Below are 25,699 nucleotides of genomic sequence, written 5' to 3' on the forward strand. Positions count from 1 at the left end.
GGGCGCACCGTGCACCGCCGGCACAACGGGCTCAGGACCGCCGTACTCCTCGGGGGACTGTCCGCACTCATCATCGTCATCGGTAGCTTCTTCGGCCGCGCGGGACTCGTCGTCGCGGTCCTGGTCGCTCTGGGCACGAATGCGTACGCGTACTGGAACAGCGACAAGCTGGCACTGCGCGCGATGCGTGCCCGCCCGGTCAGCGAGTTCGAGGCGCCGGCGCTGTACCGGATGGTGCGGGAACTGTCCACGCAGGCCCGCCAGCCCATGCCCCGGCTGTACATCTCGCCGACGGAGGCCCCGAACGCCTTCGCCACGGGCCGCAACCCGCGCAACGCGGCCGTGTGCTGCACCGAGGGCATCCTGCGCCTGCTGGACGAGCGGGAGCTGCGCGGCGTCATCGGGCACGAACTGAGCCATGTCTACAACCGGGACATCCTGATCTCCTCGGTCGCCGGCGCCCTCGCCTCCGTGATCATGTTCCTGGTCAACTTCGCCTGGCTGATCCCGGTCGGCCGCTCGGACGACGACGACGGCCCCGGCCTGTTCGGCATGCTGCTGATCATGATCCTCGGCCCGCTCGCCGCCACCCTGATCCAGCTGGCCGTCAGCCGCTCCCGGGAGTACGAGGCGGACGCCTCCGGAGCCCAGCTCACCGGCGACCCGCTCGCCCTGGCCGGAGCCCTGCGCAAGCTGGAGACGGGCACCCAGCAACTGCCGCTGCCCCCCGAGCCCCGGATCGAGACGGCGAGCCACATGATGATCGCCAATCCCTTCCGTCCGGGTCAGGGACTGTCCAAGATGTTCTCCACGCACCCGCCGATGGCGGAGCGCATCGCCCGGCTCGAAAAGATGGCGGGCGGCCACCGGTGAAACCCGTATTCGCCGTTTCGGTGGGCATTGTTCCCGACTTGGTGAACCGCGCGGAATCCTGAGGCTGTCCGGGGGAAAACGCGGGCTTTACCGCGCGCCCGGGGATTGTGCGAGGCCCGCCGTCGTCATCCTGTGCTCTGAGGATCGGCACCAGGGACGACGAAAGGTTGGCCGAGTGAAGCTCACCAAGCGGTTCGCCGCGATCAGTACCGCCGCGATCACGGTGGTGCTCTTCAGCGCCGCCGGCGCACAGGCTCAGGGCGACGGGGGACTCCTGCCACGCCTGGGCGTCACGTCACTGCTCCAGGCCCCCTACCGCGGAGCGCTGGGAGGCACCGACACACAGAGCACGACGAACACGACGACTCGTAACAACACCAACAACAATAATAACAATAATGCCGGAGGGGTGAACAACAACAATAATAACAACAACAACGGGGATAGGAACACGAATACCAACACCAACAACAACAACATTCTCGCTGGGCCCCAGGCGCAAGGCGGCGGGGGGCTTCTCTCCGTTCTGGGCATTCCGCCACTCCTGCAGATCTGTTACCCGACGGGCCAGGCCGCACAGGGGAACAACACCTTCACCGGCAGCCAGAACATCAACTGCAAATTCAGTTGAGCTGACGAATCCGTCGCGCAGCCCTATCCGCGCTCGGGATGGTGCAGCTTGCGGGCGGCTTCGTGGCGGGTGTGGACGTCGAGTTTCGTCAGTACGGCGCCCACGTGGTGCCCCGCGGTCTTCGGGCTGATGTAGAGGCGGGCGGCGATCTCGGCGTCCGAAAGACCCTCGTCCAGCAGTTTCAGGACGTCCATCTCCCGGTTGGTGAGCCGGTACGGATTGGCGCGGGTGGCCGGCCGCGGGCCTCGCCGGACCGGGCGGACACCCCGGTCGCGCATCACAGAGCGGGTGCGGGCCACGGCCGGCCGGGCGCCGAGGGCCTCGAAGGCGGACAGGGCCTGACGCAGCGCGGGCGCGTCACCGGACAGACGGGCCAGCGCGGCGTCGTACGGACAGCCGAGCCGCTCCCATCGGGCCGCGGCGCCGGCCCAGTCGCCGGCCAGTTCCAGCGCGTACGGTCCGGCCGCCGGGACCCGCGGCGGCTGTCCACCGGCACGGCGGATCCAACAGGCCAGCGGACCGGACAGCCAGGGATGGGTACGGTCCGCCAGCGCGGCCAGACCGCGCCGGCCATCGGCCTGGACCTGCTCCTGATCACCGGCCAGCCAGGCCGCCTCGACCCGGGCCTCCCACCCCAGGCCCGTGTCCAGCAGGCAGCCCGGATCGACCAGGCTCGCCGCCTGGTCCAGCAGCGGCCACACCTCGGGCCTGCCCTGGCGAGCCCGTACCAGGCCGAGCACGGTCAACGCCATGGCCCGGGCGACCGGTGGCGAGCCGGGGTGGGACAGGACCTTCTCCGAGACATCGGCGGCCTGCGGCCACAGGCCCCGGTGGAGCAGCCCCCAACTGCCCCAGGCCCTCGCGCACAGCAGATAGGCCGGCAGGCCGCGATCGAGGCAGTAGGTCTCCGCCCGGCCCACGGCCGCGGCCGACCGGGTGGCGTCCCGCCGCAACGCGGCCAGCCAGCACATGACGAGCGTCAGGAAACCCGTGTCCAGCGAGAGGTCCCGCCCTCTCGCGTCCGACACCGCCTGCTCGCAGTCCTCCCAGCCGCGCCCGTCGCTCAGCAGGCGTGCCGCCGCGGTATGGAAGCGCGCCTGGACGAGCACGCCCGCATCGCCGGAGCGCTCAACCAGAGCGATCGCCTTCTCGGCGTGGGCGGCGACCACCGCCACGCCCTCATGCGCGTAGCAGGCCAGCTGACAGAGGTTCAGGTAGGCCCGCGCCAACTCCCGGCCCGGGGTCAGCTCTTCGAGTACCCGCACCGCGTCCAGGCCGGTCCGCCTTGCCTCGGCGGTCTGGCCGGCCGGCCACAGCCAGCATGACAGCCGGCGCAGGTCATCGCCTTCACGCAACCGGTCGCCGAGCGCACGGCGCAGCCTCACCGCCGTACGGCACGAAGCTGTCCCCTCGTCGAGCTGGCTGGACAGCAGACAGGCCTGGGAATGGCCCTCCAGCAGAGAGATGTGCTGCTCGGGCGGCAGGCGGTCGGCGTACCGCAGGGCACGGGCGTACTGGGCGGCGGCTTCCCGGTGCGCGCCCAGCGCGGCGGCACGGACGGCCGCTGCGGGCGCGTACTCCAACACGGCGGCCGGGTCCCCGGCGCCGTCGGCATGATCCGCCAGCAACGGCAGATCCTCCGCGGCCACCGGGCCGGACCGCATCGCCGCCAGCACCTGCCGGTGGACCCGCAGACGGTAGGCGGCGGGCACGGCCTCCAGCACCGCCAGCCGGGTCAGCTCATGGCGGAACTCCGTCACCTGCCCGTGGGTGCGCACTATTCCGCAGGCCGCGGCCTCGTCGAGAGCCTCCTCCGGGGTCGGCAGGATGCCGGCCAGCAGGGGCAGCGGAACCCGGACCCCCAGGACGGCCAGGACGTCGACCACCCGGCGCGCCGCGCCCGACAGGCCCGCCAGGCGTCCGGCGACGGCCTCACGCACCGTGGCCGGGATGGGTTCGGCGGGCGCTGCCAGGATCTCGGCGACGATGAAGGGGTTGCCGGCGGAGAGGCGGTACAGCTGCTCGGTGTCCACGGTGCGTCCTGTGGCCAGTCGGGCGACGGCCTCGTGGCTCAAGGGGGCCAGATCGTGGCGGTACACCCACGGGTAGCCGGCCAGGGTGCCGAGGAGGGCGGTCAGACCGTGGGTGCGGCCGATCTCGTCGTCGCGGTACGTGGCCAGAACCAGCGCCGGAACGTTCGGCAGGCGTCGGGCCAGGTACCGCAGCAGGTCCATCGTGGCCTGATCGGCCCAGTGGATGTCCTCGACGACCAGCAGGCTGGGGTAGGCGCTCAGGTCGGCGAGCAGGCAGTCGTAGACCTCGTCGGAACGGCTGCTGCCGGTCAGTGTGCCCGTCAGGGCGGTGCGCGCTTCCCGGCCCAGGCGCGGAGCCAAGTCCAGCAGTGGGCCCAGGGGACGGGGTGTGGCGAGCGGGTCGCAGGCGCCGATCACGACCCGGACCTGGGGATCGGCGAGTTGGGCGAGACGGTGGACGACAGCGGTCTTGCCGACGCCGGCCTCGCCGCGGACAAGCGCCAGACGTCCAGGGCCGCTCACGGCTGCCTTCAGGTGACCGGTGAGGTCCTGGAGCACGGCCTCTCGCTCTAGAAGGTCCATCACCAGTCAGTTTCCCCCCGTGGCCGGAGCCGCGCAAAAGATCCAGACCGATCAAGACCCCCGGACCGGTGGGGTCTTGCTGCGGGCTGCCGAGGCGGCATGTGGGGCGTGCCGGGGTGCGACGTGGGGTGTCACGGGCGGAACTTGGGGTGCTCACCCGATGCGCCCGCCGACCGCGGCTGGGCATGCTGACCGGAGAGTGTCAGACCCGGGTGCCCTGCCTGTGCCTCCCGAATGACTCTGGCAGTGCATGCAGCACCTGAAACTCCCGGGAACCGGTCTGACAGGGCATTGCCATCGGCAGATGCCTTTCACCCTCGAAATGGACTGCGATCTGTGACGTCCATGCCCGCGGAAGGGAAACATCATGGCGAAGAAGTACGCCAAGCGCGCGGCCCTGATAGCCGCATCGGCAGCTCTGGCTGCGGGAGGCACCCTGGTGCCGTCGAGCGCGTTCGCCGCCCCGGCACCCACCGGAATCCACGCGATGGCGCCGAGCGATAACGGCGGGAACAACAACAACAATAACAACAACAACAGCCGAGGCGGCCACCACCACCACAACAACAATAATAATAATAACAACAACGGCCGGGGCGGGAACAACAACAATAACAACAACAATAACAACGGCGGAGGTGCGAACAACAACAACAATAACAACAACAACGGCGGAGGCGCGAACAACAACAACAATAACAACAACAACGGCCGGGGCGGGAACAACAACAATAACAACAACAACAACGGCGGAGGCGCGAACAACAACAACAACAATAACAACAACAACGGCGGAGGTGGAAACAACAACAATAACAACAATAATGGCGGAGGCGGGAACAACAACAATAACAACAACAACGGCTGAACTTGAGGGTTCGGCGGCCGGGTGTCAGTTCCCTGGCCGCCGGACTGTCGTGTTCCCGCCTCGCGGTGCTCCTTGTGCTCGCAACTCTCACGGTGATGAAAATGCAGAAAGCAGCCTTACGCAGAGGCCTTCTTGCAGTGGCGGCGACCTGCTGTACGACGCTGGGCGCATGGGGGGTCGCGACAGGTGAAGCAAGTGGCTCACCAGCGAATACGGCCACTCGGTGCTATGCGACGCGGGGCAACCCGAACGATGTCGTGTGCTACCGGAACTCCTGGAAGGCGGAGTTCAGGCACGGCGAAGTAGTCTACGTGCCTTTTCTCGTTCAGGTGCCGAAGCCTCCACATCCGCCGTCCGTGAACCTCGTCGACAACTGGAACGACATTCACCCGTGATCGCCCTGGGTGTCACAGCCGCCGTCCCCCCACACCTCGTCGCAACCACGGTCCGACTGGTGGGAATACGTAGGGGCGGGCGCCGGGGTTTCCGCCGAAGCGGTTTCCGCCGTGCCTAACCCGGCAGTGCTGGTCAGAAGAAGACCGAGCGCGAACACCGTGAAGCGGCGCTCAGTGCTCTGTGAACTCGTGCGGGCCGAACAAATCCACCACATGCACCCATTGTCGGACACTGTTCGGGCTGATTCCAGTTGGCCGCGGTAACGGAGAACCAGGCAATGAGGGGCCGGGTTCAGCGTCCGCCGAATGCCTCGTCCGTGGGCACGACCTCCTGTCCCAGCGGCATGAGCGAGATGGGAATGAGCTTCAGGTTCGCCCAGCCGAAGGGAATTCCGATGATCGACAGGAACAGGGGGATGCTCGTGATCAGGTGGGCCAGCGCGAGCCACCAGCCCGCGAAGACGAGCCAGACGACATTGCCGACGCACGACGGCGCCCCGGCGCCAGGCCGCTGCACGGTGGTGCGGCCGAACGGCCAGAGCACGAACCCCGCGATACGCAGCGACGCGATACCGAACGGGATGGTGACGATCAGGACGAAGCAGATCAGCGCGGCGACCAGGTAACCGATCGCCATCCAGAGCCCGCAGAAGACGAGCCACAGGATGTTGAGCAGCAGGTTGAACACCTTCATGACCGGTACCTCTCCAGGCAGCTCGATCGGCTTGCCCGCTACCGCAAGTATCAGCGGATCACGCGCCCAGGAGGAAGTGGACTGCCCCTTGTCGAGGGCCCTTGACGGAGCGCTCTCGAAGGGGGCGGCGGCGCGCGCTCCGGCCGGTCCTCGGGCGCCGGCGGCGCGGCCCCTGGCGGCGCCCCGAGCCGATGGGGCGCACACCGGCGTACGTCACCCCGGGTGCCGCCCCGCCCACCACCGTCGTACGCCGTAGGCCACCCCGCCCACCGCGAGGACGCCCGCGCCGACGGCCACCGAGGCCGGGGGCAGCGCGAACGCCAGCGTGGCGCAGCCGAGCAGGCCCATCGCGGGCACCATCCGCGAGCGCGGGGCCGCGCTCAGCGTCCAGGCCGAGGCGTTGGCGACGCCGTAGTAGGCCAGCACGCCGAAGGACGAGAAGCCGATCGCGCCGCGCACGTCCACCGTCGCGGCCAGCACGGCGACCACCACGCCCACGGCCAGTTCCGCCCGGTGGGGCACCCGGAAGCGCGGGTGCACGGCCGCCAGCGCGCCCGGCAGGTGCCCGTCCCGGGCCATGGCGAGCGTCGTACGCGAGACACCCAGGATGAGCGCGAGCAGGGAGCCCAGCGCGGCGACCGCGGCTCCGGTCCGCACCACGGGCACGAGCCCGGGCACCCCGGCCGCCCGGACCGCGTCGGCCAGCGGCGCCGTCGCCTGACCGAGCCGGCCCGCGCCGAGGACGGCGAGCACGGCGACGGCCACGCACGCGTAGACCGTCAGCACGATTCCCAGGGCCAGCGGGATCGCCCTGGGGATCGTGCGCGCCGGATCGCGCACCTCCTCCCCGAGGGTGGCGATCCGGGCGTATCCCGCGAACGCGAAGAACAGCAGTCCAGCCGCCTGGAGCACCCCGTCGGAACCCGTCGACAGCCCGACGTCCAGCCGCCCCGCGTCGGCCTGCCCGGAGGCCAGGCACACCACGACCACGGCCGCGAGAACGGCCAGGACGACGGCGACGATCGCCCGCGTCAGCCACGCGGATTTCTGGATTCCGCCGTAGTTGACGGCGGTCAGGGCCACCACCGCCGCGACCGCCACCGCGTGCGCCTGCCCCGGCCACGCGTACGCACCCACGGTGAGCGCCATGGCCGCGCAGGAGGCCGTCTTGCCGACCACGAACGCCCAGCCGGCCAGGTATCCCCAGAAACCGCCCAGCCGCTCCCTGCCGTACACGTACGTCCCGCCGGAGGCCGGGTAGCGGGCGGCGAGCCGGGCCGAGGACGTGGCGTTGCAGTAGGCCACCACGGCGGCGAGAGCGAGGCCGGGCAGCAGCCCGGACCCGGCCGCCCGCGCGGCCGGCCCCAGAGCGGCGAAGACGCCGGCGCCGATCATCGAGCCGAGGCCGACGACCACGGCGTCCCGCACGCCCAGAGTCCGGCGCAGCCCGGCGTCCGTACGTGTCATGCGCCGCACCCTACTGATCGCGGCAACCGGCGGGTGGATCCGTGGCGTCCTCCTCATCGACACGGCACGAACACGCGCGCGACGCGCCGCGGGTCCGGGAGCGAGGACTCCCAGGGAACCGACAGCGCGGACACAGCGCGGAAGGGCAGGTTCACGGCATGAGCATCATCGGTTGGATCATCCTGGGACTGCTGGCCGGAGCCATCGCCAAGGTCCTGCTGCCGGGACGCGACCCCGGCGGCTTCATCGGTACGACCCTCATCGGCATCGCGGGCGCGTTCATCGGGGGCTGGATATCGGCCCGCTGGCTGGACCACCCCATCAGCAAGCACTTCTACGACGGCGCCACCTGGGCCGCGGCCGTCGGCGGCTCGCTGGTGCTGCTGATCGTCTACCGGATCCTGTTCGGCAACTCACGCGACTGAGTGCCCGGCAGCAGCCGGGGCGCGGCAGCAGTCAAGGGGCGGCAGCAGTCGGGGCGCCGCCCCCCGCAAGGCGCGGCAGACGCGAAGGTGGGCACCGCACCGCACGGATCCGCACCGCGTGGCGCGGGGTGCCCACCCTTCTCTCTTGCTTGCTGCTTCTTACCGGTAGTTCACGAACTGCAGCGCGAAGTCGAAGTCCTTGCCCTTCAGGAGGGCGATGACGGTCTGGAGGTCGTCGCGGCTCTTGGAGCTGACGCGCAGCTCGTCGCCCTGGACCTGGGCCTTCACGCCCTTGGGGCCCTCGTCGCGAATGATCTTCGCCACCTTCTTCGCGTTCTCCTGGGAGATGCCCTCCTGGATCGACGCGAAGATCTTGTACTCCTTGCCGGAGAGCTGCGGCTCGCCCGCTTCCAGCGCCTTCAGCGAGATGCCGCGCTTGATGAGCTTCGACTGGAAGACGTCGAGGACAGCCTTCACCCGGTCCTCGGAGTTCGCCTCCATGAGGATCTTGTCACCGGACCACGAGATCGCGGCCCCCACGCCCTTGAAGTCGTAGCGCTGCGAGATCTCCTTGGCGGCCTGGTTGAGGGCGTTGTCGACCTCCTGCCGCTCGACCTTCGAGACGATGTCGAAACTGGAGTCGGCCATGTCCTGTGGCTCCTTGTATCGGGGTGCGTATCGGGTGCGTGCCGGCGTGCGCGGCGGCGACCGCCGGGCCCGGTGGAGTACCGGGCCGCATCCGCACCAGCCTAGCCACCCCGCGCTGCGCCGGGTGGAGATCAATCGGGTGGCGGAGCACCCCCGGGCATCGGGTATTGTTTACGTCGTTGCCGGGGAACACCGCCGAAGGCGGGTTCGAAACGGCAGCACTACCCGGCGGTGTGCCCGAGCGGCCAAAGGGAGCAGACTGTAAATCTGCCGGCTCAGCCTTCCCAGGTTCGAATCCTGGCGCCGCCACACGGGAGCGAGGCCCCGTGATCTGCGAGAGCAGATCACGGGGCCTTCGTCGTTGTCTCCGGGTGTCGTCGGCAGGACGGGGGTACCCGCTGGTCGCGCTCCGGCCCCGTACCTCACTAGAATCGAACGTGTGAACGAGGACCGTCCGCTGACGCGTCTCGACATGCTGCGCTTCGCCCGCCGCGTCGTCGAACACCAGGCCGCCAGGCAGCTTGCGCTGATGGACCGGTGGATCGCCGACGAGGAACGCCGGGAGGCCGAACGGCGGCGCCGCCTCGGCGCCCGGAAGTCCGCCGCGGAGTGGGTCATCGAGCGCGGTCCCAACGGCCGGAGCGCGGTGTACGTCCACGTCGGCGGCTGTACGGGTGCCGGCGGCGGGCGGGCCAGAGGCGTCGGCCGGCAGCAGGCGGTGCGCGCCCTCACCGAAGAAGGAGTTCCCGCGTGCCCGCTGTGCCGACCGGACACCGCGCTGGGGATTCTCGAATGACCGGCCCGGGTGCGGGCCCGGCCGGTCCGGATGATGCTGGAGCCATGGCCGGGAAACGTCCCATCATCGTGCACCTGCCGTCCCCGACCGGCGGTCGCCGGGTACGGGTGGACGGCGAGATCCTCGGCCTCGCGCACAACGTGCGGGACCTGGTGGAGTTCCTCCGCCGGGCGGGGCTGGAGATCGAACCGGAGGAGGTGGCCGACTCACCGCTGATCGACTGGCGCGGAGTGGGCCCCGACCGGTGGGAGGCGGAGACCCGGACCTGAGCACGCCACCGCCGTCGACCGGGAGAGTGCGTCCACCGCCCGCTCGGGCACACTGACGGCATGTCCTCCCGACGCAGAACCTGTCCCGTGTGCCACCGCGACATCGCCGTCGTCGCGGGCCGATTCGCACGGCACGACCCGCCCGGGGCGCGGGAGAACGGGGAACTCGTCTCCTGCGCCGGGTCGCGTCGGCCGGCGCAACTCGGGGCGGTGCAACCGTCCTTGGACGGTTACGCCGTGCCCGAATTTCCCGGGCAACTGCCGCTGTTCTGAGCCCTGACGGACCGGCAGCGCGCGGGCGGGGGTTTCTACGGCTCGTCAGCGGGCGTGCGGGGAGGGCGAGGCGGTCTCGACCGGTCAACGGCCCGAGGCCCGGCTCAGTTCCCGGCCACCGACTTCACCGCCACCGACACCGGCGTCGAACCGCTGATCAGCTCCAGCGTGAGACCGGCCGTCGCCGGCGTGTCCACCAGTTCCGCGAGGATGGCCGCCACGTCGTCCCGGGGGATCGAGCCGCGCCCCGTGTGCGCCTCCAGCCGGACCAGGCCGGTGCCCGCGTCGTCCGTCAGCGCGCCCGGGCGCAGGATCGTCCAGTCCAGCGCCTCCTGCCGGGTGACGTAGGCGTCGGCCTCGCCCTTGGCACGCAGGTACACGTCGAAGACGTCGTCCCCCTGGTGCGCGGGATCCGCGCCCATCGAGGACACCACCACGAAGCGGCGCACGCGCGCGCGTACGGCCGCGTCCGCGAACAGCACCGCCGCGCCCCGGTCCACCGTGTCCTTGCGGGCCGCGCCGCTGCCCGGGCCCGCGCCGGCCGCGAACACCGCCGCGTCCGCGCCCTGAAGGTGCGCCGCGACCTCCTCGACCGAGGCGGACTCAAGGTCGAGCAGGACCGGTTCGGCACCGGCCGCGCGCAGATCGTCGCCCTGCTCGGGTTTGCGGATGATGCCCGCGACCTCGTCCCCGCGCGCGGAGAGCACACGCTCCAGCCGCAGCGCGATCTGACCATGACCACCAGCGATGACAATGCGCATGCAACCGACCGTACGCCCGGAGAGCCGCATCCGCCGCACGAGTTGACCGCCGCGTCCTGAGCACCCCGCACACGCGCTCGCGTCCCGGGCGCCCGCTCCCTCCACCGGCCCCCGCGAACGCCAGCGCGCACCCGCGCCGGCCGCTCACGACAGCTCCCCCCGCCCCTGGCGCGGCAGGCCCAGTTCCGCTGTCGCCGCTGTGTTGCAGTACTCGCGGACCGCGCTCGTGCGGGCCACCACTCGGCCGCGGTGGACGACGATCCGGCTGTAGGCCAGGGACAGCGCGCCGGGGAGGTGGTCGCCGCGTACGGCCAGCAGTTCGGCCGGGAAGCCCGCTTCGACGCGGACCTCCGGCAGGCCCAGCACCGCGCGTGCCGAGGCGCACACGGCGTCGTAGGCGTCCTCGGGGCGCAGGCCGTGGGCGGAGGCGAGGAGGTAGGCGGCCTCCAGCGGGTCGCCGCGGCCGACGGGGTTCGACACGTCGCGCAGGGCACCGCTGCCGGCCGCCACCCGCACCCCGGCCGCGCGCAGCAGCCGTACCGGCGCCGCGCCCCGCCGGTCGGCGCCGCCGCAGCCGCCCTGGGGCAGGCACACGACCGTCACCCCGGCCGCCGCGAGCTGGTCGGCGACGCGGGAGGCGGCCTCGGTGGACAGGCGCGCGAGACCGGCGCACGGTCCGATCGTCACGCCGGGGCGCAGGCCCCCCGCCATGGCCGCGAGCCGGGAGAGCCGGGCCGGGTCGGCGGCGTCCGTGTGGAGGTCCACGGGGCAGCCGTGTTCGGAGGCCACCTCCAGGACCGTCTCCACATAGCCGGTGGGATCGGGGTCCAGGTCCGGGCAGCCGCCCACCACACCGGCGCCCATCTTCACCGCGTCCCGCAGCATCGCGAGCCCGTCGGCCCCGGCCACCCCGGTCAGCAGCCGTGGCATCGCCACCGCCGTCAGCTCCGCCAGCCCCCGCAACGACCGCCGCGCCTGGAGGACCGCGCCCAGCGCGCCGAGCCCCTGGACGTCGCCCACGCGCACGTGCGCGCGTACCGCCGTCGCGCCGTGCCCGAGCTGGAGCAGGGCCGCCTCCGTGGCCCGGCGCTGGACGTCCTCGGGGGCGTACGACGCGGGGCCGGGGCGTTCGGCGGACAGGGCGGTGTCGCCATGGGCGTGCGGTTCGGCCGGCGCCGGCAGGAGCAGGTAGCCGCTCAGGTCCACGCGCGCGGTGCTCGTCTCCACGCGCGCGGCGCTCGTCCGGGCCGGGCCCGGCGCGAGACTGCCGGCGGTGCCCACGGCCTCGATGCGTCCGCCGCCCAGCCGTACGTCCACCGTTCGGCCGTCGGTGAGCCGCGCCCCGCAGAGCAGGAGCGCGGCCTGGTCGGACGGTCCGGAGGACCCCGACGAGTTCGACGGCGGTTGCGGCTGCGGCTGGCTGTCGGGCATCGCGCTCCAGGGTGGGGCCGGGGGGCGGGTGGGGCGGCGTGGAGGAATCGGGGCCGTCCACCGCCCCAAGATCACGCAGAGTGAGTCGAGCCTAGGGCGACGAACCGCGTGGGACGCGCAGGAGCGCAATAGTCGTACCGGCGTGGTCCGCCCAGGCGGCACACACGTAGCCCACGCGCGCGTGTGCGGGCTGGCCGGCGCGGGCGCGCAGGTGTGTCGGTGGCGACGCCTCGGCGGGTCCCGGTCGCTCACCCGCGCGGGCGGGCACACAGCGGGTGCACAGCGGTCCCGCGCGACACACGCCCGCACACCCGCACGCGCGCGTCACCGGCGGTCGCGCCGCACCTCCATGGGCTGAAGGGGCTGCCTCCCGGGGCTCAAGGGGCTGCCGAGCGGGCTGTGGGGAGGGTTCCGGCGGGCGGCGGGATACGGATTTGGGTGAACGGCGGCGGACCGTGTAATGTCTTCATCGCTCGCCCCAATAGCTCAGTCGGCAGAGCGTCTCCATGGTAAGGAGAAGGTCTACGGTTCGATTCCGTATTGGGGCTCTGGTGTGAGAGGTTCCCGTCGCGAGGCGGGACCCGATCGCATCAAAGCGGTGTAGCTCAGTCGGTAGAGCAAGCGGCTCATAATCGCTGTGTCACCGGTTCAAGTCCGGTCACCGCTACTGACAGTAGCCGATTGCGGGGTCGGTCCTTCGATCGGCTACTCTTTCTTGCGTTGAACCAGTCCACCCGTTCGTCTTAGGAGCACTCACGTGGCTGCCACCGACGTCCGCCCGAAGATCACGCTGGCCTGCGTGGAGTGCAAGGAGCGGAACTACATCACCAAGAAGAACCGGCGTAACAACCCGGACCGTCTTGAGATGAAGAAGCACTGCCCGCGTTGCAACGCGCACACCGCGCACCGCGAAACGCGATAATCAGGCTCGTCCGTGAGGCCGTCCCCTTCCGAGGGGGCGGCCTCACGGCGTTTCCCCGGTTCGGCACCCAGTCCGTCGTGCCCGTCCGCCGCGCCGCCCCCGTGCGCGTTCCGCGGCAGGTTTCCGGCTAATTTGGGGCCAGCACAGCAGACATCAGGAGGTGCCGGGCCATGGCGCTCGACCAGTCCTTCGTGGGACGGACCTATCCGCCCACCGCGCCCTATGAGGTGGGCCGGGAGAAGATCCGCGAGTTCGCCGAGGCGGTGGGCGAGACCAACCCGGTGTACACGGACCCCGAGGCCGCCAAGGCGTTCGGCTACTCCGATGTGATCGCCCCGCCGACCTTCGTGTTCTCCATCACGTTCCGCGCGGCCGGCCAGGTCGTCGAGGACCCGCAGCTGGGGCTGGACTACAGCCGCGTGGTGCACGGCGACCAGAAGTTCGCCTACGCGCGCCCGGTGCGCGCCGGGGACCGGCTCACGGTCACCTCCACGATCGAGGCGATCAAGTCCCTCGCGGGCAACGACATCCTGGACATCCGCGGTGAGGTGCACGACGAGGCCGGCGAGCGCGTCGTGACCGCCTGGACCAAGCTCGTGGCCCGCGCGGCCGAGGAGGCGTGAGGACCCGATGACGGCGAAGATCGCCTACGACGAGGTCGAGGTCGGCACCGAGCTGCCGGCGCAGACCTTCCCCGTGACCCGCGCCACCCTCGTGCGCTACGCGGGCGCCTCCGGGGACTTCAACCCGATCCACTGGAACGAGAAGTTCGCCAAGGAGGTGGGCCTGCCGGACGTCATCGCGCACGGCATGTTCACCATGGCCGAGGCGATCCGCGTGGTCACCGACTGGACCGGCGACCCGGGTGCGGTCGTGGAGTACGGCGTCCGCTTCACCAAGCCCGTCGTCGTCCCGAACGACGACCAGGGCGCCCTGATCGAGGTCAGCGGCAAGGTCGCGGCCAAGCTGGACGACAACACGGTACGGGTGGACCTGACGGCGATGAGCGCCGGCCAGAAGGTGCTGGGCATGTCCCGGGCGGTCGTACGGCTCGCCTGACGGTCCGAGCAGGTGCGGGCAACGGCCCGAGCGGTGCGTGTGAGGGGCGTCCTCCCGTGGGGGGGCGCCCCTGCGCATGCCGTCCCAGGGCACACCTCATCGACGTCCTTGACGAAGTTAGTGATTGAGTACTAACTTCTTGGCATGCCAAGGATGAGCGCAGAGGAACGACGCGAGAGCGTCATCCGCGCGGCGACCGCCGAGTTCGCGCGCGGCGGGTACCACGGCACCTCCACGGAGGCCATCGCCAAGCGGGTCGGTGTCTCGCAGCCGTACCTCTTCCGGCTCTTCCCGGGCAAGAAGGCGATCTTCCTGGCGGCGGCCGAACGCTGCGTGGAGGACACCATCCGGACCTTCGAGGAGGCCTCGGAGGGGCTGCGGGGCGAGGAGGCCCTGCACGCCATGGCGAACGCGTACACCAAGGTCATCGCGGAGCGGCCCGAGTGGCTGATGATGCAGATGCAGATGTACATCGCCGTGGCCGCCGCGGAGCAGGAGGGTGACCGGGAGTTCGGTGAGGGCGTGCGGGCCGGCTGGATGCGGCTGTGGGACACCGTACGGCTGGCGCTCGGCGCGGACGTCGACGAGACGACCTCCTTCCTCGCCCACGGGATGCTCATCAACTGCCTGGTGGCCATGGGTTTTCCGCCCGGGCACCGGGTGTGGGAGGGGCTCTACCCGTCGGCCCGGCTCACGGGCCGCCTGGAGGTGTAGGGGGCCTGGCCTCTGTCGCCCGGGCGGGCACAGGCATGTCCAAGAAAGTTAGTCAGCAATAACTAACTAAGTTCCCTGGGGGAGCGATGGCACAGCAGACAGCACCACCGGTCACCGCCCCGTCGCGCGCGAGCGCGATATGGGCCCTCGTCATCACCAGCGTCGCCGGATTCATGGCGTCCCTGGACAACCTCGTCGTCACCACCGCCCTGCCCTCCATCCGCGAGGACCTCGGCGGGGCGCTGGACGACCTGGAGTGGACCGTGAGCGCGTACACGCTCACCTTCGCCGTCCTGCTGATGTTCGGCGCCGCGCTCGGCGACCGCTTCGGACGCCGGCGGATGTTCATCGCCGGACTCGCCGTCTTCACCGGCGCCTCCGCCGCCGCGGCCATGGCGCCCGGCATCGACTCCCTGATCGCCGCCCGCGCGGTCCAGGGCGTCGGCGCGGCCGTGATGCTGCCGCTCACGCTGACCCTGCTCACGGCGGCCGTGCCCGCGGCCAGGCGCGGCACGGTGTACGGCATCTGGGGCGCGGTGAACGGCCTCGCCGTCGCCTCCGGACCGCTGATCGGCGGCAGCCTCACCGAGCACGTCTCCTGGCACTGGATCTTCTGGCTGAACGTCCCGCTGGGCCTCGCCGCGCTGCCGCTCGCCCGGCTGCGCCTCACCGAGTCCCACGGCACCGGCGCCCGCCTCGACGTTCCCGGCACGCTCCTCGCCAGCGGCGGGCTCTTCGGGATCGTGTACGGCCTGGTCCGCGGGCCCGCCGACGGCTGGACCGACCCCGTGGTGCTGACCGCGCTCGGCGCGGGCGGGGCGCTGCTGGCGGGCTTCGTCGGTTACGGCTCCCGCGCGGCGCATCCGATGCTGCCCATGCGGCTGTTCCGCTCCCGGGCCTTCTCCGGGATCAACGCCGCCAGCCTGCTGATGTTCGTCGGCATGTTCGGCTCGATCTTCCTGCTCAGCCAGTACATGCAGGGCGTCCTCGGCTACTCGCCCACCGAGGCGGGGCTGAGGATGCTGCCGTGGACCGGCATGCCGATGCTCGTCGCGCCCGTCGCCGGGCTGCTGTCCGACCGGATCGGCGGCCGGCCGGTCGTCGCCGCGGGCCTGTTCCTCCAGGCCGCCGGTCTCGGCTACATGGCCTGGGTGGTCACCACGGACGCCTCCTACGCCGTCCAGCTGCCCGGCCTCATCATCAGCGGCGTCGGCATGGCCCTGTACTTCGCGCCGGCCGCCAGCCTGGTCATGGCCAGCGTCCGCCCGCAGGAGCAGGGGATCGCCTCCGGAGCGAACAACGCGCTGCGCGAGGTGGGCGGCGCGCTCGGCATCGCGGTGATGTCGTCGATCTTCTCCGCGCAGGGCGGTTACGAGTCCGCACAGAGCTTCGTGGACGGTCTGCGGCCGGCCCTGGTCACCGGCTCGGCGGTGGTCGCACTCGCCGCGGTCGCGGCACTGGTGATCCCCGCCCGCCGCAGCGCCGCACTCGCGGCCGGGGAGGCCCCCGCACCGGTCCTCGAAACCGCCGCCGGCTGACCCGCCACTCCCGCGCAAGGAGCCTGCGATGCCCACGCTTCCCTGGACCGTGCCGAACACTCCACCGGCCGGCGCCGAGGCGCACGTCTTCGCCCCGCGCTTCGAGACCCGCACCCTGTGGGGCGCCCTCCGCTTCCTCGTCCGCACCCCGGCCGTCCGGCGTCAGGCCCGCCGCGCGCCCGGCGCCTACGGGGCCGGTCTCAGGGCCCAGCCCCTGCGGCGGACCTTCTGGACCCTGTCCGCCTGGGAGTCGGCGGCCGCGCTCAAGGAGTTCGCCCGCTCTGGAGCCCACCGGCCGGCGTCCCGCGCCCTGGCGGCCCAGATGCGGGACGTCCGGTTCGCCACCTGGCGGACACCCACCGACGAACTCCCGGTGAGCTGGGAGGAAGCGACACGGCGACTGACGTAGCCGCCGCCGGGACGGCACCGTACGCGCGCGTGGACCCACGGCCCGCAAGGCAGGTCCACGCGCGCGTACGTGCTTTTCCGGGCACGGGACGCGGGTGCGCACGGCGGCGAAGCGGGGGAGGGGCCGGTACGCGCGCGTCCTGCACTCCCAGCCCTCCCGCCGGCGCGGCCCCCGCGGGCCTGTCTCGTAGTCTTGGGCCCGTGCAGGTACTCCACGACGCCCCCCTTGCCCCGCTGACCACCTTCCGGCTGGGTGGTCCCGCGACGCGGCTGGTGACCGCCGCCACCGACGCCGAGGTGATCGACGCCGTCCGCGAGGCCGACGACAGCGGTACCCCGCTGCTGGTCATCGGCGGCGGATCGAACCTGGTCATCGGCGACAAGGGCTTCGACGGCACCGCGCTGCGCATCGCGACGCGCGGGGTCGAACTGCGCGGCACCACCCTGGAGCTGGCGGCCGGCGAGGTGTGGACCGACGCCGTCGCCCGCACCGTCGAGGCCGGCCTCGCCGGGATCGAGTGCCTGGCCGGCATCCCCGGATCCGCGGGCGCCACGCCGATCCAGAACGTGGGCGCCTACGGCCAGGAGGTCTCCTCGACGATCACCGAGGTGATCGCCTACGACCGGCGGGCCGGCGAGACCGTCACGCTGACGAACGAGGAGTGCGCCTTCTCGTACCGCCACAGCCGCTTCAAGGCCGACCCCGAGCGCTACGTCGTGCTCCGGGTCCGCTTCGAACTGGAGGACGCCGGCGGGCTGTCCGCGCCGGTCAAGTACGCCGAGGCGGCCCGGGCCCTCGGTGTGGAGCCCGGGGACCGGGTGCCGCTGGCCGACGCCCGGGAGACCGTGCTGAAGCTGCGCGCCGGCAAGGGCATGGTCCTCGACCCCGAGGACCACGACACCTGGTCGGCCGGCTCCTTCTTCACCAACCCGATCCTCACCGACGAGCAGTTCGCCGCGTTCCACGCGCGCGTGCGCGAACGGCTGGGCGACGACGCCGAGCCGCCCGCCTACCCGGCGGGGGAGGGCCGTACGAAGACCTCCGCGGCCTGGCTGATCGACAAGGCGGGCTTCACCAAGGGCTACGGCAGCGGACCCGCCCGCATCTCCACCAAGCACACCCTCGCGCTCACCAACCGGGGCGGCGCCACCACGGAGGACCTGCTCGCCCTGGCCCGCGAGGTGGTCGCCGGCGTCCGCGAGGCGTTCGGGATCACCCTGGTCAACGAGCCGGTGACCGTCGGCGTCAGCCTCCGGTAGCGGTTCCGGGAGCCCTCGGGAGCGAGCGCGCCGCTCAGTAAGCCACCCCGACGCCCTGCCTCAGGGTCTCCTTCGCGTCGATCATCGACAGCATCGCGTGCGCGACGTCCGCGCGCGCGATGAAGCGGCCCCGGGGCGGGAAGCCGCCGACGACGGTGCGGTAGCGGCCGGTCAGCGGCTTGTCCTGGAGCCGGGGCGGCCGTACGGACGTCCAGTCCGTGCCGCTGCGGGCCAGCTCGGCCTCCATCGCGCGCAGGTCGGCGTAGACGTCCTTGAGGATCGCCGACACCAGGTGCCGCACCGCCCGGTCCAGGGGGCCGTCGTGCGCCGGGGCAGGGCCTACCGGCGCGGCGCTCACCACCAGCAGCCGGCGTACACCCTCCGCCTCCATGGCGCCCAGCACCGTACGGGTGAGCCGGGTGGCCACCCCGGCGTCCTTGCGGCTGCGCGCGCCCAGACCCGACAGGACGGCGTCCCGGCCCCGTACGACGGGCCGCAGCTCCTCAGGGCCGGTCAGGCCGCTGCGGACCACCTCCAGGCGGTCGCCGGTGACGGCGAGCCGGGCCGGGTCCCGTACGACCGCGGTGACCTCGTGACCGGCGCTCAGGGCCTGGCCGACCAGCTCCCGGCCGATCCCTCCCGTGGCGCCGAAGACAGTGAGCTTCATGGTGACGTCCGACTCCCCTCGCCCGCGGACGTGGTGGGTGAGTATTCACTCACCACGTGGACGCCTCTAGGGTGGGTAAACACTCACCCGCCCGTCAAGCCCCGATCGGAGCCCCATGGAGACGAAGCCGGCGCGTGTCCGCATCCTCGACGCGGCCCACGAGCTGATGCTCACGGTCGGACTCGCCCGCGCCACCACCAAGGAGATCGCCCGCGCGGCCGGCTGCTCCGAAGCGGCCCTCTACAAGTACTTCGACAGCAAGGAAGAGCTGTTCGTACGGGTCCTCACCGAGCGCCTGCCCCGCCTCACCCCGCTGCTCAGCGGCCTCGCCGCCGAACCGGGCCGGGGCACGCTCACCTGGAACCTCACCGAGATCGCCCGCCAGGCCGCCCTCTTCTACGAGCAGAGCTTCCCGATCGCCGCCTCCCTGTACGCGGAGACCCAGCTCAAGCGCCGACACGACGAGGCGCTGCGCGCCATCGGCTCCGGCCCGCACCTGCCCATCGAGGGCCTCGACGCCTACCTCCGCGCCGAACAGGCCGCCGGCCGGGTCCGCGCCGACGCCGACACCTACGCCGCCGCCTCACTCCTCCTCGGCGCCTGCGCCCAGCGCGCGTTCGCCTACGACGCCACCGAGACCGGCGAACGCCCGCCCGTCGAGGAGTTCGCCGCCCGGCTGGCGAGGACCTTGGTGGGCGGAATCTCCGTTGCGGACACACCGGGCGACCCGCGACCCTGACGCCATGAGGCACCGCACATGAGGCATCCCCCATGCGGCTGAGGCTGCGCGAGTTCCGGCCCCGTACCGGACCGCACGAGTACCGGATCGTCCAGCCCCGGCACACCCTGCGCCACACCTCGCTGCGCGCCCCCGACCCCGTCGGCATGCTGCTCGGCGACCACGACGGGCTGAACCGGCTCGCCGGCCTGTTCTCCTTCGCCGCCCGCTCCCCGCACACGATCGTCCACGTGCCGCTGCGCGACGGCGTCCCGCCCGACGAGGGCGTCGGCGAGCTGGTCGACCTCGTCCTCGTCCACGAACGCCTCGGCCTGCGCCCCAGCCAGTGGCCCGACCTGCGCCGCCGACTGCGCCAGGGCACCCCCCTGACCGCCCGCACCGACGAGGCCCGCACCGCGCGGGACGCCGCCGCCCGGAGCGGGCGCCGGGGTCGGGCCGGCTCCCGGGGCGACCTGCGGCACGCCACGCACGCGCGTACCTTCTTCCTCTTCGGCCACCGGGAGGCGTTCGCCGAGACGGCCACCTGTTTCGCGGACGCGGCGGGCCGGGGACCGTACCAGAACCGGGTCGGCGAAGGGCGCATGGCGTACCTGGGGTCGTTTTTGCCCCTGGCCGATCCGCCCGGCGGCGGGCACCCCGTCGAGGTGATGGTCTGCTTCAAGCCCCATCCGCCGTACGCCCACTTCAGGCCGCCGGGCGCACCAGCCAGTCGTCCACGCCGGCCAGCAGCCGCGTCTTGACCTCCTCCGGGGCGGCCGAACCGCGCACCGACTGCCGGGCCAGCTCCGCGAGTTCGGCGTCCGTGAAGCCGTGGGAGTGGCGGGCGATCTCGTACTGGGCGGCCAGCCGCGAGCCGAACAGCAGCGGGTCGTCGGCGCCCAGCGCCATCGGGACGCCCGCCTCGAAGAGCGTGCGCAACGGCACGTCCTCCGGCTTCTCGTACACGCCGAGCGCCACGTTCGACGCCGGACACACCTCGCAGGTCACGCCCCGGTCGGCCAGCCGCTTCAGCAGCCGGGGGTCCTCCGCCGCCCGCACCCCGTGCCCGATCCGCGTGGCGTCCAGGTCGTCCAGGCAGTCCCGGACCGACGCCGGGCCGGTCAGCTCCCCGCCGTGCGGGGCCGACAGCAGACCGCCCTCCCGCGCGATGTGGAACGCCCGGTCGAAGTCCCGTGCCATGCCCCGTCGCTCGTCGTTGGAGAGCCCGAAGCCGACCACGCCCCGGTCCGCGTAGCGCACCGCCAGCCGGGCCAGTGTGCGCGCGTCCAGCGGGTGCTTCATCCGGTTCGCGGCCACCAGCACCCGCATGCCGAGCCCGGTCTCCCGCGAGGTCGTGTCCACCGCGTCCAGGATGATCTCCAGGGCCGGGATCAGACCGCCCAGCCGGGGCGCGTACGACGTCGGGTCCACCTGGATCTCCAGCCAGCCCGAGCCGTCCCGCAGATCCTCCTCGGCGGCCTCCCGGACCAGGCGCTGGATGTCCTCCGGCTCGCGCAGGCAGGAGCGCGCGGCGTCGTACAGCCGCTGGAAACGGAACCAGCCCCGCTCGTCCGTGGCCCGCAGCTTCGGCGGTTCCCCGCTGGTCAGCGCCTCCGTCAGCGCGTCGGGCAGCCGGACGCCGTACTTGTCGGCCAGTTCCAGGACGGTGCCCGGTCGCATCGAGCCGGTGAAGTGCAGGTGCAGATGGGCTTTCGGCAGCTCAGAGAGATCACGTACACGCTCCATTCCCAGATCCTGCCGTATGTCCCCGCCGTCCCGGTAGCCGTTTCCCCTCACGTGGTCTTGCTCGCACAAACGAACAGGGGCACCTCCGGGAATCCGGAGGTGCCCCTGCTCAGGAACGGACGACTCAGTCCCTGGCCTCCGCCAGCAGCTTCTGGATGCGGCTCACGCCCTCGACGAGGTCCTCGTCACCGAGCGCGTACGACAGCCGCAGGTAGCCCGGCGTGCCGAAGGCCTCGCCCGGGACGACCGCGACCTCGGCCTCCTCCAGGATCAGCGCGGCCAGCTCCACGGTGTCCTGCGGGCGCTTGCCGCGGATCTCCTTGCCGAGCAGGGCCTTGACCGACGGGTAGGCGTAGAAGGCGCCCTCCGGCTCCGGGCAGACCACGCCGTCGATCTCGTTGAGCATCCGCACGATGGTCTTGCGGCGCCGGTCGAAGGCCTCGCGCATCCTCGCCACGGCGTCGAGGTCACCGGAGACGGCGGCCAGCGCGGCCACCTGGGCGACGTTGGAGACGTTCGAGGTGGCGTGCGACTGGAGGTTCGTCGCGGCCTTGACCACGTCCTTCGGGCCGATGACCCAGCCCACGCGCCAGCCGGTCATGGCGTACGTCTTCGCCACACCGTTGACCACGATGCACTTGTCGCGCAGCTCGGGGAAGAGCCCCGGCAGGGACACGGCGGCGGCCTCGCCGTAGACCAGGTGCTCGTAGATCTCGTCGGTGAGCACCCACAGGCCGTGCTCGACGGCCCAGCGGCCGATCGCCTCGGTCTCGGCCTCGGAGTACACCGCGCCGGTCGGGTTGGACGGGGAGACGAAGAGCACGACCTTCGTCTTCTCCGTGCGCGCCGCCTCCAGCTGCTCCACCGTGACGCGGTAGCCCGTGGTCTCGTCGGCGACGACCTCGACCGGGACACCGCCGGCCAGGCGGATCGACTCGGGGTAGGTCGTCCAGTACGGCGCGGGGACGATGACCTCGTCGCCCGGGTCGAGGATCGCGGCGAACGCCTCGTAGATGGCCTGCTTGCCACCGTTGGTGACCAGGATCTGCGAGACGTCGGGCTCCCAGCCGGAGTCGCGCAGCGTCTTCGCCGCGATGGCGGCCTTCAGCTCGGGGAGGCCGCCGGCCGGGGTGTAGCGGTGGTACTTGGGGTTCTTGCAGGCCTCGACGGCCGCCTCGACGATGTAGTCCGGGGTCGGGAAGTCGGGCTCACCGGCGCCGAAGCCGATCACCGGACGCCCGGCGGCCTTCAGGGCCTTGGCCTTGGCGTCCACGGCGAGGGTGGCGGACTCGGAGATCGCGCCGACTCGGGCGGAGACCCGGCGCTCGGTGGGAGGGGTTGCAGCGCTCATGCGGCCCATCGTTCCAGACCGGAAATGAGCCCGGCACACGGGTTTCACAGACTGAACAGGAAGGGTCGAGGCGTGAACACGGGTCCGAATCCGGGCCCCGGCCTGGCCGATCTTCGGTCACGTGGCCCCGGACGGGCGCTTTCTGTTCGACGCCGGGCCCCGGAACACGTACACTCTCACCTCGTTGGCCTTCAGCAGCCGCCGCCGAGCCGGTGCACACCGGGCACCCGGCCGGATGCGGTACGTTGGGGGACACACAAAGGGTCGTAGCTCAATTGGTAGAGCACCGGTCTCCAAAACCGGCGGTTGGGGGTTCAAGTCCCTCCGGCCCTGCTACACACACCGCCAGGATGTGTGCGCATGTACGTACTGCAATGCACCGCCGTGCGGCTCAGAAACCGGGCGCGGCACGGCCACGACCCGGGATCAGGTGAGGACTATGACGGACGCCGTGGGCTCCATCGACACGCCTGACGCCCAGGACGAGGTGTCCGAGTCCAAGAAGAGGGCTCGCAAGGGCGGCAAGCGCGCAAAGAAGGGCCCGCTCAAGCGACTGGCCACCTTCTACCGGCAGATCATCGCGGAGCTCCGCAAGGTCGTCTGGCCCTCGCGCAACCAGCTCACCTCGTACACCACCGTGGTGATCTTCTTCGTCGCCATCATGATCGCCCTGGTGACCGTGATTGACTATGGGCTCAACCACGCGGCCAAGTACGTCTTCGGCTGAGCCAAGAGCGAAGGGCGCCGTGGTACCGGCGCCCGTTTTCGCATGTTCCACCCCTATGTATCCAGGAAGAAGCAGCCATCGTGTCTGACCCGAACCTGAACGACGACGCCACCGAGCCCCGAGGGCTGGCTGCCGAGACGGTGGACGACGAGCTCGACATCGTCGAGGGCGCGGACGAGCAGGACGAGTTCGAGGCTGCCGAGGCCGAGGCGGGTGAGCCGGCCGAGGAGGCCGCCCTGCACGCCGAGGACGAGGACGAAGAGGCCGAGGCCGACGAGGAGGCCGCCGTCGCGGAGGCCGCCGAGGAAGAGCCCGCCGCCCCGGTGGACCCGGTCGAGGCCCTGCGCGAGGAACTGCGCACCCTGCCCGGCGAGTGGTACGTCATCCACACCTACGCCGGTTACGAGAACCGCGTGAAGACCAACCTGGAGCAGCGCGCCGTCTCGCTGAACGTCGAGGACTACATCTTCCAGGCCGAGGTGCCGCAGGAAGAGGTCGTCCAGATCAAGAACGGCGACCGCAAGACGATCAAGCAGAACAAGCTGCCGGGTTACGTGCTGGTCCGCATGGACCTGACCAACGAGTCCTGGGGCGTCGTCCGCAACACCCCGGGCGTCACCGGCTTCGTCGGCAACGCCTACGACCCGTACCCGCTGACCCTGGACGAGATCGTCAAGATGCTCGCCCCGGAGGCCGAGGAGAAGGCCGCCCGCGAGGCCGCCGAGGCCGAGGGCAAGCCCGCCCCGCAGCGCAAGGTCGAGGTCCAGGTGCTGGACTTCGAGGTCGGCGACTCGGTCACCGTCACCGACGGCCCGTTCGCCACGCTGCAGGCGACCATCAACGAGATCAACCCCGACTCGAAGAAGGTCAAGGGCCTGGTGGAGATCTTCGGCCGCGAGACGCCGGTCGAGCTCTCCTTCGACCAGATCCAGAAGAACTAGTTCTTTTCTGGACGTACCGCTTCCGTGCAGGTCAGGCGGGCTGGTTCAGCCCTCCTGACCTGCACGGTTTTTGGCCGCGCATCTATACCCGTTATCGTTGTGCGGTATGCCTGCATCCGGGTGGTCCCCGGAGGCGGGCAGGACCCGAACCGAAAGGACCCGGAGAGCTATGCCTCCCAAGAAGAAGAAGGTCACGGGGCTCATCAAGCTCCAGATCCAGGCCGGCGCCGCCAACCCGGCCCCGCCGGTCGGCCCGGCGCTGGGTCAGCACGGCGTCAACATCATGGAGTTCTGCAAGGCCTACAACGCCGCGACCGAGTCGCAGCGCGGTTGGGTCATCCCGGTGGAGATCACGGTCTACGAGGACCGCTCCTTCACCTTCATCACCAAGACGCCGCCGGCCGCGAAGATGATCCTCAAGGCCGCGGGCATCGAGAAGGGCTCCGGCGAGCCGCACAAGACCAAGGTCGCCAAGATCACCGAGGCGCAGGTCCGCGAGATCGCCCAGACCAAGATGGCCGACCTGAACGCGAACGACCTGGACGCCGCCGCGAAGATCATCGCCGGTACCGCGCGTTCCATGGGCGTCACGGTCGAGGGCTGACCCCAACCCCCCAGCAGTCATGCGGCCGTGGCCGGTCGCACGTGGCAGGGCCTGCTCGGCCCAGGGACCACGACTCCTTCAGAACACACAGGAGCAAGTTGTGAGCAAGCGCAGCAAGGCTCTCCGCGCTGCGGACGCCAAGGTCGACCGGGAGAAGCTGTACGCCCCGCTCGAAGCCGTCCGTCTGGCCAAGGAGACCTCCACGACCAAGTTCGACGCCACCGTCGAGGTCGCCTTCCGTCTGGGTGTCGACCCGCGCAAGGCCGACCAGATGGTGCGTGGCACCGTGAACCTTCCGCACGGCACCGGCAAGACCGCCCGGGTCCTGGTCTTCGCGACCGGTGACCGTGCTGCGGCCGCGGAGGCCGCCGGCGCCGACATCGTCGGCTCCGACGAACTGATCGACGAGGTGGCGAAGGGCCGTCTGGACTTCGACGCCGTCGTCGCCACCCCGGACCTCATGGGCAAGGTCGGCCGCCTCGGCCGCGTCCTCGGCCCGCGTGGTCTGATGCCGAACCCGAAGACCGGCACCGTCACCCCCGACGTCGCCAAGGCCGTCACCGACATCAAGGGCGGCAAGATCGAGTTCCGCGTCGACAAGCACTCGAACCTGCACTTCATCATCGGCAAGGCGTCCTTCGACGACGCCAAGCTGGTGGAGAACTACGGCGCCGCGCTGGAGGAGATCCTCCGTCTGAAGCCGTCCGCCGCCAAGGGTCGCTACATCAAGAAGGCCGCGGTCAGCACCACCATGGGCCCCGGCATCCCGGTCGACCCGAACCGCACCCGCAACCTCCTCGTCGAGGAGGACCCGGCCGCCGTCTGAGCCCACAGCTCAGCCCGGTAGCCGCGTCAGGTACGCGTAAAGAAAAGGGCGGGCCCTGGAACCTTGGAGGTT

General features: G+C 71.1%; 29 protein-coding genes and 4 tRNA genes. 24 read left to right on the plus strand and 9 right to left on the minus strand.

The window, feature by feature from the left end; all coding sequences use genetic code 11:
* The first annotated feature begins 9 nt into the window (after positions 1–9).
* Positions 10–873 (plus strand): zinc metalloprotease HtpX, encoded by an 864-nt coding sequence (htpX, locus tag ACH4LD_RS24600; RefSeq protein ID WP_398056522.1) that lies wholly within the window; start codon positions 10–12, stop codon positions 871–873.
* 175 nt (positions 874–1,048) lie between these two features.
* On the plus strand, positions 1,049–1,504 hold the full coding sequence (locus ACH4LD_RS24605) for a hypothetical protein (RefSeq protein WP_398056521.1): 456 nt from the start codon (positions 1,049–1,051) through the stop codon (positions 1,502–1,504).
* A gap of 23 nt (positions 1,505–1,527) precedes the next feature.
* On the opposite strand, the gene ACH4LD_RS24610 is transcribed toward ACH4LD_RS24605, so the two are convergent.
* On the minus strand, positions 1,528–4,119 hold the full coding sequence (locus ACH4LD_RS24610) for an ATP-binding protein (RefSeq protein ID WP_398056520.1): 2,592 nt from the start codon (positions 4,117–4,119) through the stop codon (positions 1,528–1,530).
* Between the two features lie 367 nt (positions 4,120–4,486).
* Between ACH4LD_RS24610 and ACH4LD_RS24615 the strand changes: the two genes are divergently transcribed.
* The gene (locus ACH4LD_RS24615) at positions 4,487–4,987 is read left to right on the plus strand and encodes a hypothetical protein (protein ID WP_398056519.1); all 501 of its coding nucleotides are present in this window, start codon (positions 4,487–4,489) and stop codon (positions 4,985–4,987) included.
* A 687-nt stretch (positions 4,988–5,674) separates the two neighbouring features.
* Here ACH4LD_RS24615 and ACH4LD_RS24620 read toward each other — a convergent pair.
* On the minus strand, positions 5,675–6,076 hold the full coding sequence (locus ACH4LD_RS24620) for a YccF domain-containing protein (protein WP_103812768.1): 402 nt from the start codon (positions 6,074–6,076) through the stop codon (positions 5,675–5,677).
* 213 nt (positions 6,077–6,289) lie between these two features.
* Complete coding sequence (locus ACH4LD_RS24625) at positions 6,290–7,543, minus strand: APC family permease (protein WP_398056518.1); 1,254 nt, start codon at positions 7,541–7,543, stop codon at positions 6,290–6,292.
* Positions 7,544–7,701: 158 nt separating this feature from the next.
* On the opposite strand from ACH4LD_RS24625, the gene ACH4LD_RS24630 reads away from it, so the two are divergent.
* On the plus strand, positions 7,702–7,968 hold the full coding sequence (locus tag ACH4LD_RS24630) for a GlsB/YeaQ/YmgE family stress response membrane protein (RefSeq protein WP_014674331.1): 267 nt from the start codon (positions 7,702–7,704) through the stop codon (positions 7,966–7,968).
* 159 nt (positions 7,969–8,127) lie between these two features.
* Here ACH4LD_RS24630 and ACH4LD_RS24635 read toward each other — a convergent pair whose 3' ends face one another.
* Positions 8,128–8,616 (minus strand): YajQ family cyclic di-GMP-binding protein, encoded by a 489-nt coding sequence (locus tag ACH4LD_RS24635; RefSeq protein WP_398056517.1) that lies wholly within the window; start codon positions 8,614–8,616, stop codon positions 8,128–8,130.
* A 227-nt stretch (positions 8,617–8,843) separates the two neighbouring features.
* On the opposite strand from ACH4LD_RS24635, the gene ACH4LD_RS24640 reads away from it, so the two are divergent.
* The 4 genes from ACH4LD_RS24640 (at position 8,844) to ACH4LD_RS24655 (ending at position 9,954) form a co-directional block, all read left to right on the plus strand.
* Positions 8,844–8,925, plus strand: a tRNA-Tyr gene (locus ACH4LD_RS24640).
* 130 nt (positions 8,926–9,055) lie between these two features.
* Positions 9,056–9,412, plus strand: coding sequence for a DUF6233 domain-containing protein (locus ACH4LD_RS24645; RefSeq protein WP_398056516.1), 357 nt, complete (start codon positions 9,056–9,058; stop codon positions 9,410–9,412).
* Between the two features lie 44 nt (positions 9,413–9,456).
* Positions 9,457–9,681, plus strand: coding sequence for a hypothetical protein (locus tag ACH4LD_RS24650; protein WP_030641125.1), 225 nt, complete (start codon positions 9,457–9,459; stop codon positions 9,679–9,681).
* Positions 9,682–9,741: 60 nt separating this feature from the next.
* Positions 9,742–9,954 carry a hypothetical protein gene (locus ACH4LD_RS24655; protein ID WP_132786986.1) on the plus strand — a complete coding sequence of 71 codons (213 nt, stop codon included), beginning with the start codon at positions 9,742–9,744 and terminating at the stop codon, positions 9,952–9,954.
* A 104-nt stretch (positions 9,955–10,058) separates the two neighbouring features.
* Here the strand turns inward: ACH4LD_RS24655 and ACH4LD_RS24660 are convergent, their stop codons facing one another.
* Positions 10,059–10,715 (minus strand): NAD(P)H-binding protein, encoded by a 657-nt coding sequence (locus ACH4LD_RS24660; RefSeq protein WP_398056515.1) that lies wholly within the window; start codon positions 10,713–10,715, stop codon positions 10,059–10,061.
* Positions 10,716–10,859: 144 nt separating this feature from the next.
* On the minus strand, positions 10,860–12,146 hold the full coding sequence (locus ACH4LD_RS24665; RefSeq protein ID WP_398056514.1) for an amidohydrolase family protein: 1,287 nt from the start codon (positions 12,144–12,146) through the stop codon (positions 10,860–10,862).
* 475 nt (positions 12,147–12,621) lie between these two features.
* Between ACH4LD_RS24665 and ACH4LD_RS24670 the strand changes: the two genes are divergently transcribed.
* From ACH4LD_RS24670 to ACH4LD_RS24710, 9 genes are all read left to right on the plus strand, one after another.
* A tRNA-Thr gene (locus ACH4LD_RS24670) sits at positions 12,622–12,694 on the plus strand.
* Between the two features lie 46 nt (positions 12,695–12,740).
* A tRNA-Met gene (locus ACH4LD_RS24675) sits at positions 12,741–12,813 on the plus strand.
* A 90-nt stretch (positions 12,814–12,903) separates the two neighbouring features.
* Positions 12,904–13,068 (plus strand): 50S ribosomal protein L33, encoded by a 165-nt coding sequence (rpmG, locus tag ACH4LD_RS24680; RefSeq protein WP_003948671.1) that lies wholly within the window; start codon positions 12,904–12,906, stop codon positions 13,066–13,068.
* A gap of 170 nt (positions 13,069–13,238) precedes the next feature.
* A complete protein-coding gene (locus tag ACH4LD_RS24685) occupies positions 13,239–13,691 on the plus strand; it encodes a MaoC family dehydratase N-terminal domain-containing protein (RefSeq protein ID WP_103812775.1) in 453 nt (150 codons plus the stop codon).
* Between the two features lie 7 nt (positions 13,692–13,698).
* Positions 13,699–14,127: a MaoC family dehydratase gene (locus ACH4LD_RS24690; protein WP_103812776.1), complete on the plus strand. Its 429-nt coding sequence runs from the start codon at positions 13,699–13,701 to the stop codon at positions 14,125–14,127.
* A gap of 144 nt (positions 14,128–14,271) precedes the next feature.
* On the plus strand, positions 14,272–14,841 hold the full coding sequence (locus ACH4LD_RS24695) for a TetR/AcrR family transcriptional regulator (protein ID WP_398056513.1): 570 nt from the start codon (positions 14,272–14,274) through the stop codon (positions 14,839–14,841).
* Positions 14,842–14,927: 86 nt separating this feature from the next.
* Positions 14,928–16,379: an MFS transporter gene (locus tag ACH4LD_RS24700; RefSeq protein ID WP_398056512.1), complete on the plus strand. Its 1,452-nt coding sequence runs from the start codon at positions 14,928–14,930 to the stop codon at positions 16,377–16,379.
* Positions 16,380–16,407: 28 nt separating this feature from the next.
* A complete protein-coding gene (locus ACH4LD_RS24705) occupies positions 16,408–16,788 on the plus strand; it encodes a DUF3291 domain-containing protein (protein ID WP_398056511.1) in 381 nt (126 codons plus the stop codon).
* A gap of 200 nt (positions 16,789–16,988) precedes the next feature.
* Positions 16,989–18,047, plus strand: coding sequence for a UDP-N-acetylmuramate dehydrogenase (locus ACH4LD_RS24710; protein WP_398056510.1), 1,059 nt, complete (start codon positions 16,989–16,991; stop codon positions 18,045–18,047).
* Positions 18,048–18,081: 34 nt separating this feature from the next.
* On the opposite strand, the gene ACH4LD_RS24715 is transcribed toward ACH4LD_RS24710, so the two are convergent.
* Positions 18,082–18,714 carry an NAD(P)-dependent oxidoreductase gene (locus ACH4LD_RS24715; protein WP_398056509.1) on the minus strand — a complete coding sequence of 211 codons (633 nt, stop codon included), beginning with the start codon at positions 18,712–18,714 and terminating at the stop codon, positions 18,082–18,084.
* Positions 18,715–18,829: 115 nt separating this feature from the next.
* Here ACH4LD_RS24715 and ACH4LD_RS24720 point away from each other — a divergent pair, with 115 nt between their 5' ends.
* Positions 18,830–19,453: a TetR/AcrR family transcriptional regulator gene (locus ACH4LD_RS24720; RefSeq protein WP_398056508.1), complete on the plus strand. Its 624-nt coding sequence runs from the start codon at positions 18,830–18,832 to the stop codon at positions 19,451–19,453.
* 32 nt (positions 19,454–19,485) lie between these two features.
* Positions 19,486–20,193 (plus strand): hypothetical protein, encoded by a 708-nt coding sequence (locus ACH4LD_RS24725; RefSeq protein ID WP_398056507.1) that lies wholly within the window; start codon positions 19,486–19,488, stop codon positions 20,191–20,193.
* Here the strand turns inward: ACH4LD_RS24725 and ACH4LD_RS24730 are convergent.
* Both ACH4LD_RS24730 and ACH4LD_RS24735 read right to left on the minus strand, forming a co-directional pair.
* Positions 20,138–21,178: an adenosine deaminase gene (locus ACH4LD_RS24730; RefSeq protein WP_398056506.1), complete on the minus strand. Its 1,041-nt coding sequence runs from the start codon at positions 21,176–21,178 to the stop codon at positions 20,138–20,140. The two genes, ACH4LD_RS24725 and ACH4LD_RS24730, sit on opposite strands and share 56 nt — an antisense overlap.
* A gap of 124 nt (positions 21,179–21,302) precedes the next feature.
* Complete coding sequence (locus ACH4LD_RS24735; RefSeq protein WP_132786969.1) at positions 21,303–22,529, minus strand: pyridoxal phosphate-dependent aminotransferase; 1,227 nt, start codon at positions 22,527–22,529, stop codon at positions 21,303–21,305.
* A gap of 260 nt (positions 22,530–22,789) precedes the next feature.
* Here ACH4LD_RS24735 and ACH4LD_RS24740 point away from each other — a divergent pair.
* The 5 genes from ACH4LD_RS24740 (at position 22,790) to rplA (ending at position 25,627) form a co-directional block, all read left to right on the plus strand.
* A tRNA-Trp gene (locus tag ACH4LD_RS24740) sits at positions 22,790–22,862 on the plus strand.
* 106 nt (positions 22,863–22,968) lie between these two features.
* On the plus strand, positions 22,969–23,256 hold the full coding sequence (gene secE, locus ACH4LD_RS24745) for a preprotein translocase subunit SecE (protein WP_014674349.1): 288 nt from the start codon (positions 22,969–22,971) through the stop codon (positions 23,254–23,256).
* Positions 23,257–23,336: 80 nt separating this feature from the next.
* A complete protein-coding gene (gene nusG, locus ACH4LD_RS24750; protein WP_132786967.1) occupies positions 23,337–24,197 on the plus strand; it encodes a transcription termination/antitermination protein NusG in 861 nt (286 codons plus the stop codon).
* A 169-nt stretch (positions 24,198–24,366) separates the two neighbouring features.
* Positions 24,367–24,801 carry a 50S ribosomal protein L11 gene (gene rplK / locus ACH4LD_RS24755; protein ID WP_014674351.1) on the plus strand — a complete coding sequence of 145 codons (435 nt, stop codon included), beginning with the start codon at positions 24,367–24,369 and terminating at the stop codon, positions 24,799–24,801.
* Between the two features lie 100 nt (positions 24,802–24,901).
* The gene (rplA, locus tag ACH4LD_RS24760) at positions 24,902–25,627 is read left to right on the plus strand and encodes a 50S ribosomal protein L1 (protein WP_103812786.1); all 726 of its coding nucleotides are present in this window, start codon (positions 24,902–24,904) and stop codon (positions 25,625–25,627) included.
* The last annotated feature ends 72 nt before the right edge of the window (positions 25,628–25,699 follow it).

The organism is Streptomyces sp. NPDC017676 (assembly GCF_044329325.1).
In the GTDB taxonomy this organism is placed as follows: Bacteria; Actinomycetota; Actinomycetes; order Streptomycetales; family Streptomycetaceae; genus Streptomyces.

Coding starts and splice junctions, on each gene's coding strand:
- ACH4LD_RS24725 (WP_398056507.1), top strand. CDS start 19,486: ATGCGGCTGAGGCTGCGCGAGTTCCGGCCCCGTACCGGACCGCACGAG.
- ACH4LD_RS24685 (WP_103812775.1), top strand. CDS start 13,239: ATGGCGCTCGACCAGTCCTTCGTGGGACGGACCTATCCGCCCACCGCG.
- rplK (WP_014674351.1), top strand. CDS start 24,367: ATGCCTCCCAAGAAGAAGAAGGTCACGGGGCTCATCAAGCTCCAGATC.
- ACH4LD_RS24635 (WP_398056517.1), bottom strand. CDS start 8,616: ATGGCCGACTCCAGTTTCGACATCGTCTCGAAGGTCGAGCGGCAGGAG.
- ACH4LD_RS24620 (WP_103812768.1), bottom strand. CDS start 6,076: ATGAAGGTGTTCAACCTGCTGCTCAACATCCTGTGGCTCGTCTTCTGC.
- ACH4LD_RS24665 (WP_398056514.1), bottom strand. CDS start 12,146: ATGCCCGACAGCCAGCCGCAGCCGCAACCGCCGTCGAACTCGTCGGGG.
- ACH4LD_RS24615 (WP_398056519.1), top strand. CDS start 4,487: ATGGCGAAGAAGTACGCCAAGCGCGCGGCCCTGATAGCCGCATCGGCA.
- ACH4LD_RS24705 (WP_398056511.1), top strand. CDS start 16,408: ATGCCCACGCTTCCCTGGACCGTGCCGAACACTCCACCGGCCGGCGCC.
- secE (WP_014674349.1), top strand. CDS start 22,969: ATGACGGACGCCGTGGGCTCCATCGACACGCCTGACGCCCAGGACGAG.
- ACH4LD_RS24720 (WP_398056508.1), top strand. CDS start 18,830: ATGGAGACGAAGCCGGCGCGTGTCCGCATCCTCGACGCGGCCCACGAG.
- ACH4LD_RS24695 (WP_398056513.1), top strand. CDS start 14,272: ATGCCAAGGATGAGCGCAGAGGAACGACGCGAGAGCGTCATCCGCGCG.
- ACH4LD_RS24650 (WP_030641125.1), top strand. CDS start 9,457: ATGGCCGGGAAACGTCCCATCATCGTGCACCTGCCGTCCCCGACCGGC.
- ACH4LD_RS24700 (WP_398056512.1), top strand. CDS start 14,928: ATGGCACAGCAGACAGCACCACCGGTCACCGCCCCGTCGCGCGCGAGC.
- ACH4LD_RS24690 (WP_103812776.1), top strand. CDS start 13,699: ATGACGGCGAAGATCGCCTACGACGAGGTCGAGGTCGGCACCGAGCTG.
- ACH4LD_RS24655 (WP_132786986.1), top strand. CDS start 9,742: ATGTCCTCCCGACGCAGAACCTGTCCCGTGTGCCACCGCGACATCGCC.
- ACH4LD_RS24630 (WP_014674331.1), top strand. CDS start 7,702: ATGAGCATCATCGGTTGGATCATCCTGGGACTGCTGGCCGGAGCCATC.
- ACH4LD_RS24660 (WP_398056515.1), bottom strand. CDS start 10,715: ATGCGCATTGTCATCGCTGGTGGTCATGGTCAGATCGCGCTGCGGCTG.
- ACH4LD_RS24715 (WP_398056509.1), bottom strand. CDS start 18,714: ATGAAGCTCACTGTCTTCGGCGCCACGGGAGGGATCGGCCGGGAGCTG.
- ACH4LD_RS24730 (WP_398056506.1), bottom strand. CDS start 21,178: ATGGAGCGTGTACGTGATCTCTCTGAGCTGCCGAAAGCCCATCTGCAC.
- ACH4LD_RS24735 (WP_132786969.1), bottom strand. CDS start 22,529: ATGAGCGCTGCAACCCCTCCCACCGAGCGCCGGGTCTCCGCCCGAGTC.
- ACH4LD_RS24610 (WP_398056520.1), bottom strand. CDS start 4,119: ATGGACCTTCTAGAGCGAGAGGCCGTGCTCCAGGACCTCACCGGTCAC.
- ACH4LD_RS24625 (WP_398056518.1), bottom strand. CDS start 7,543: ATGACACGTACGGACGCCGGGCTGCGCCGGACTCTGGGCGTGCGGGAC.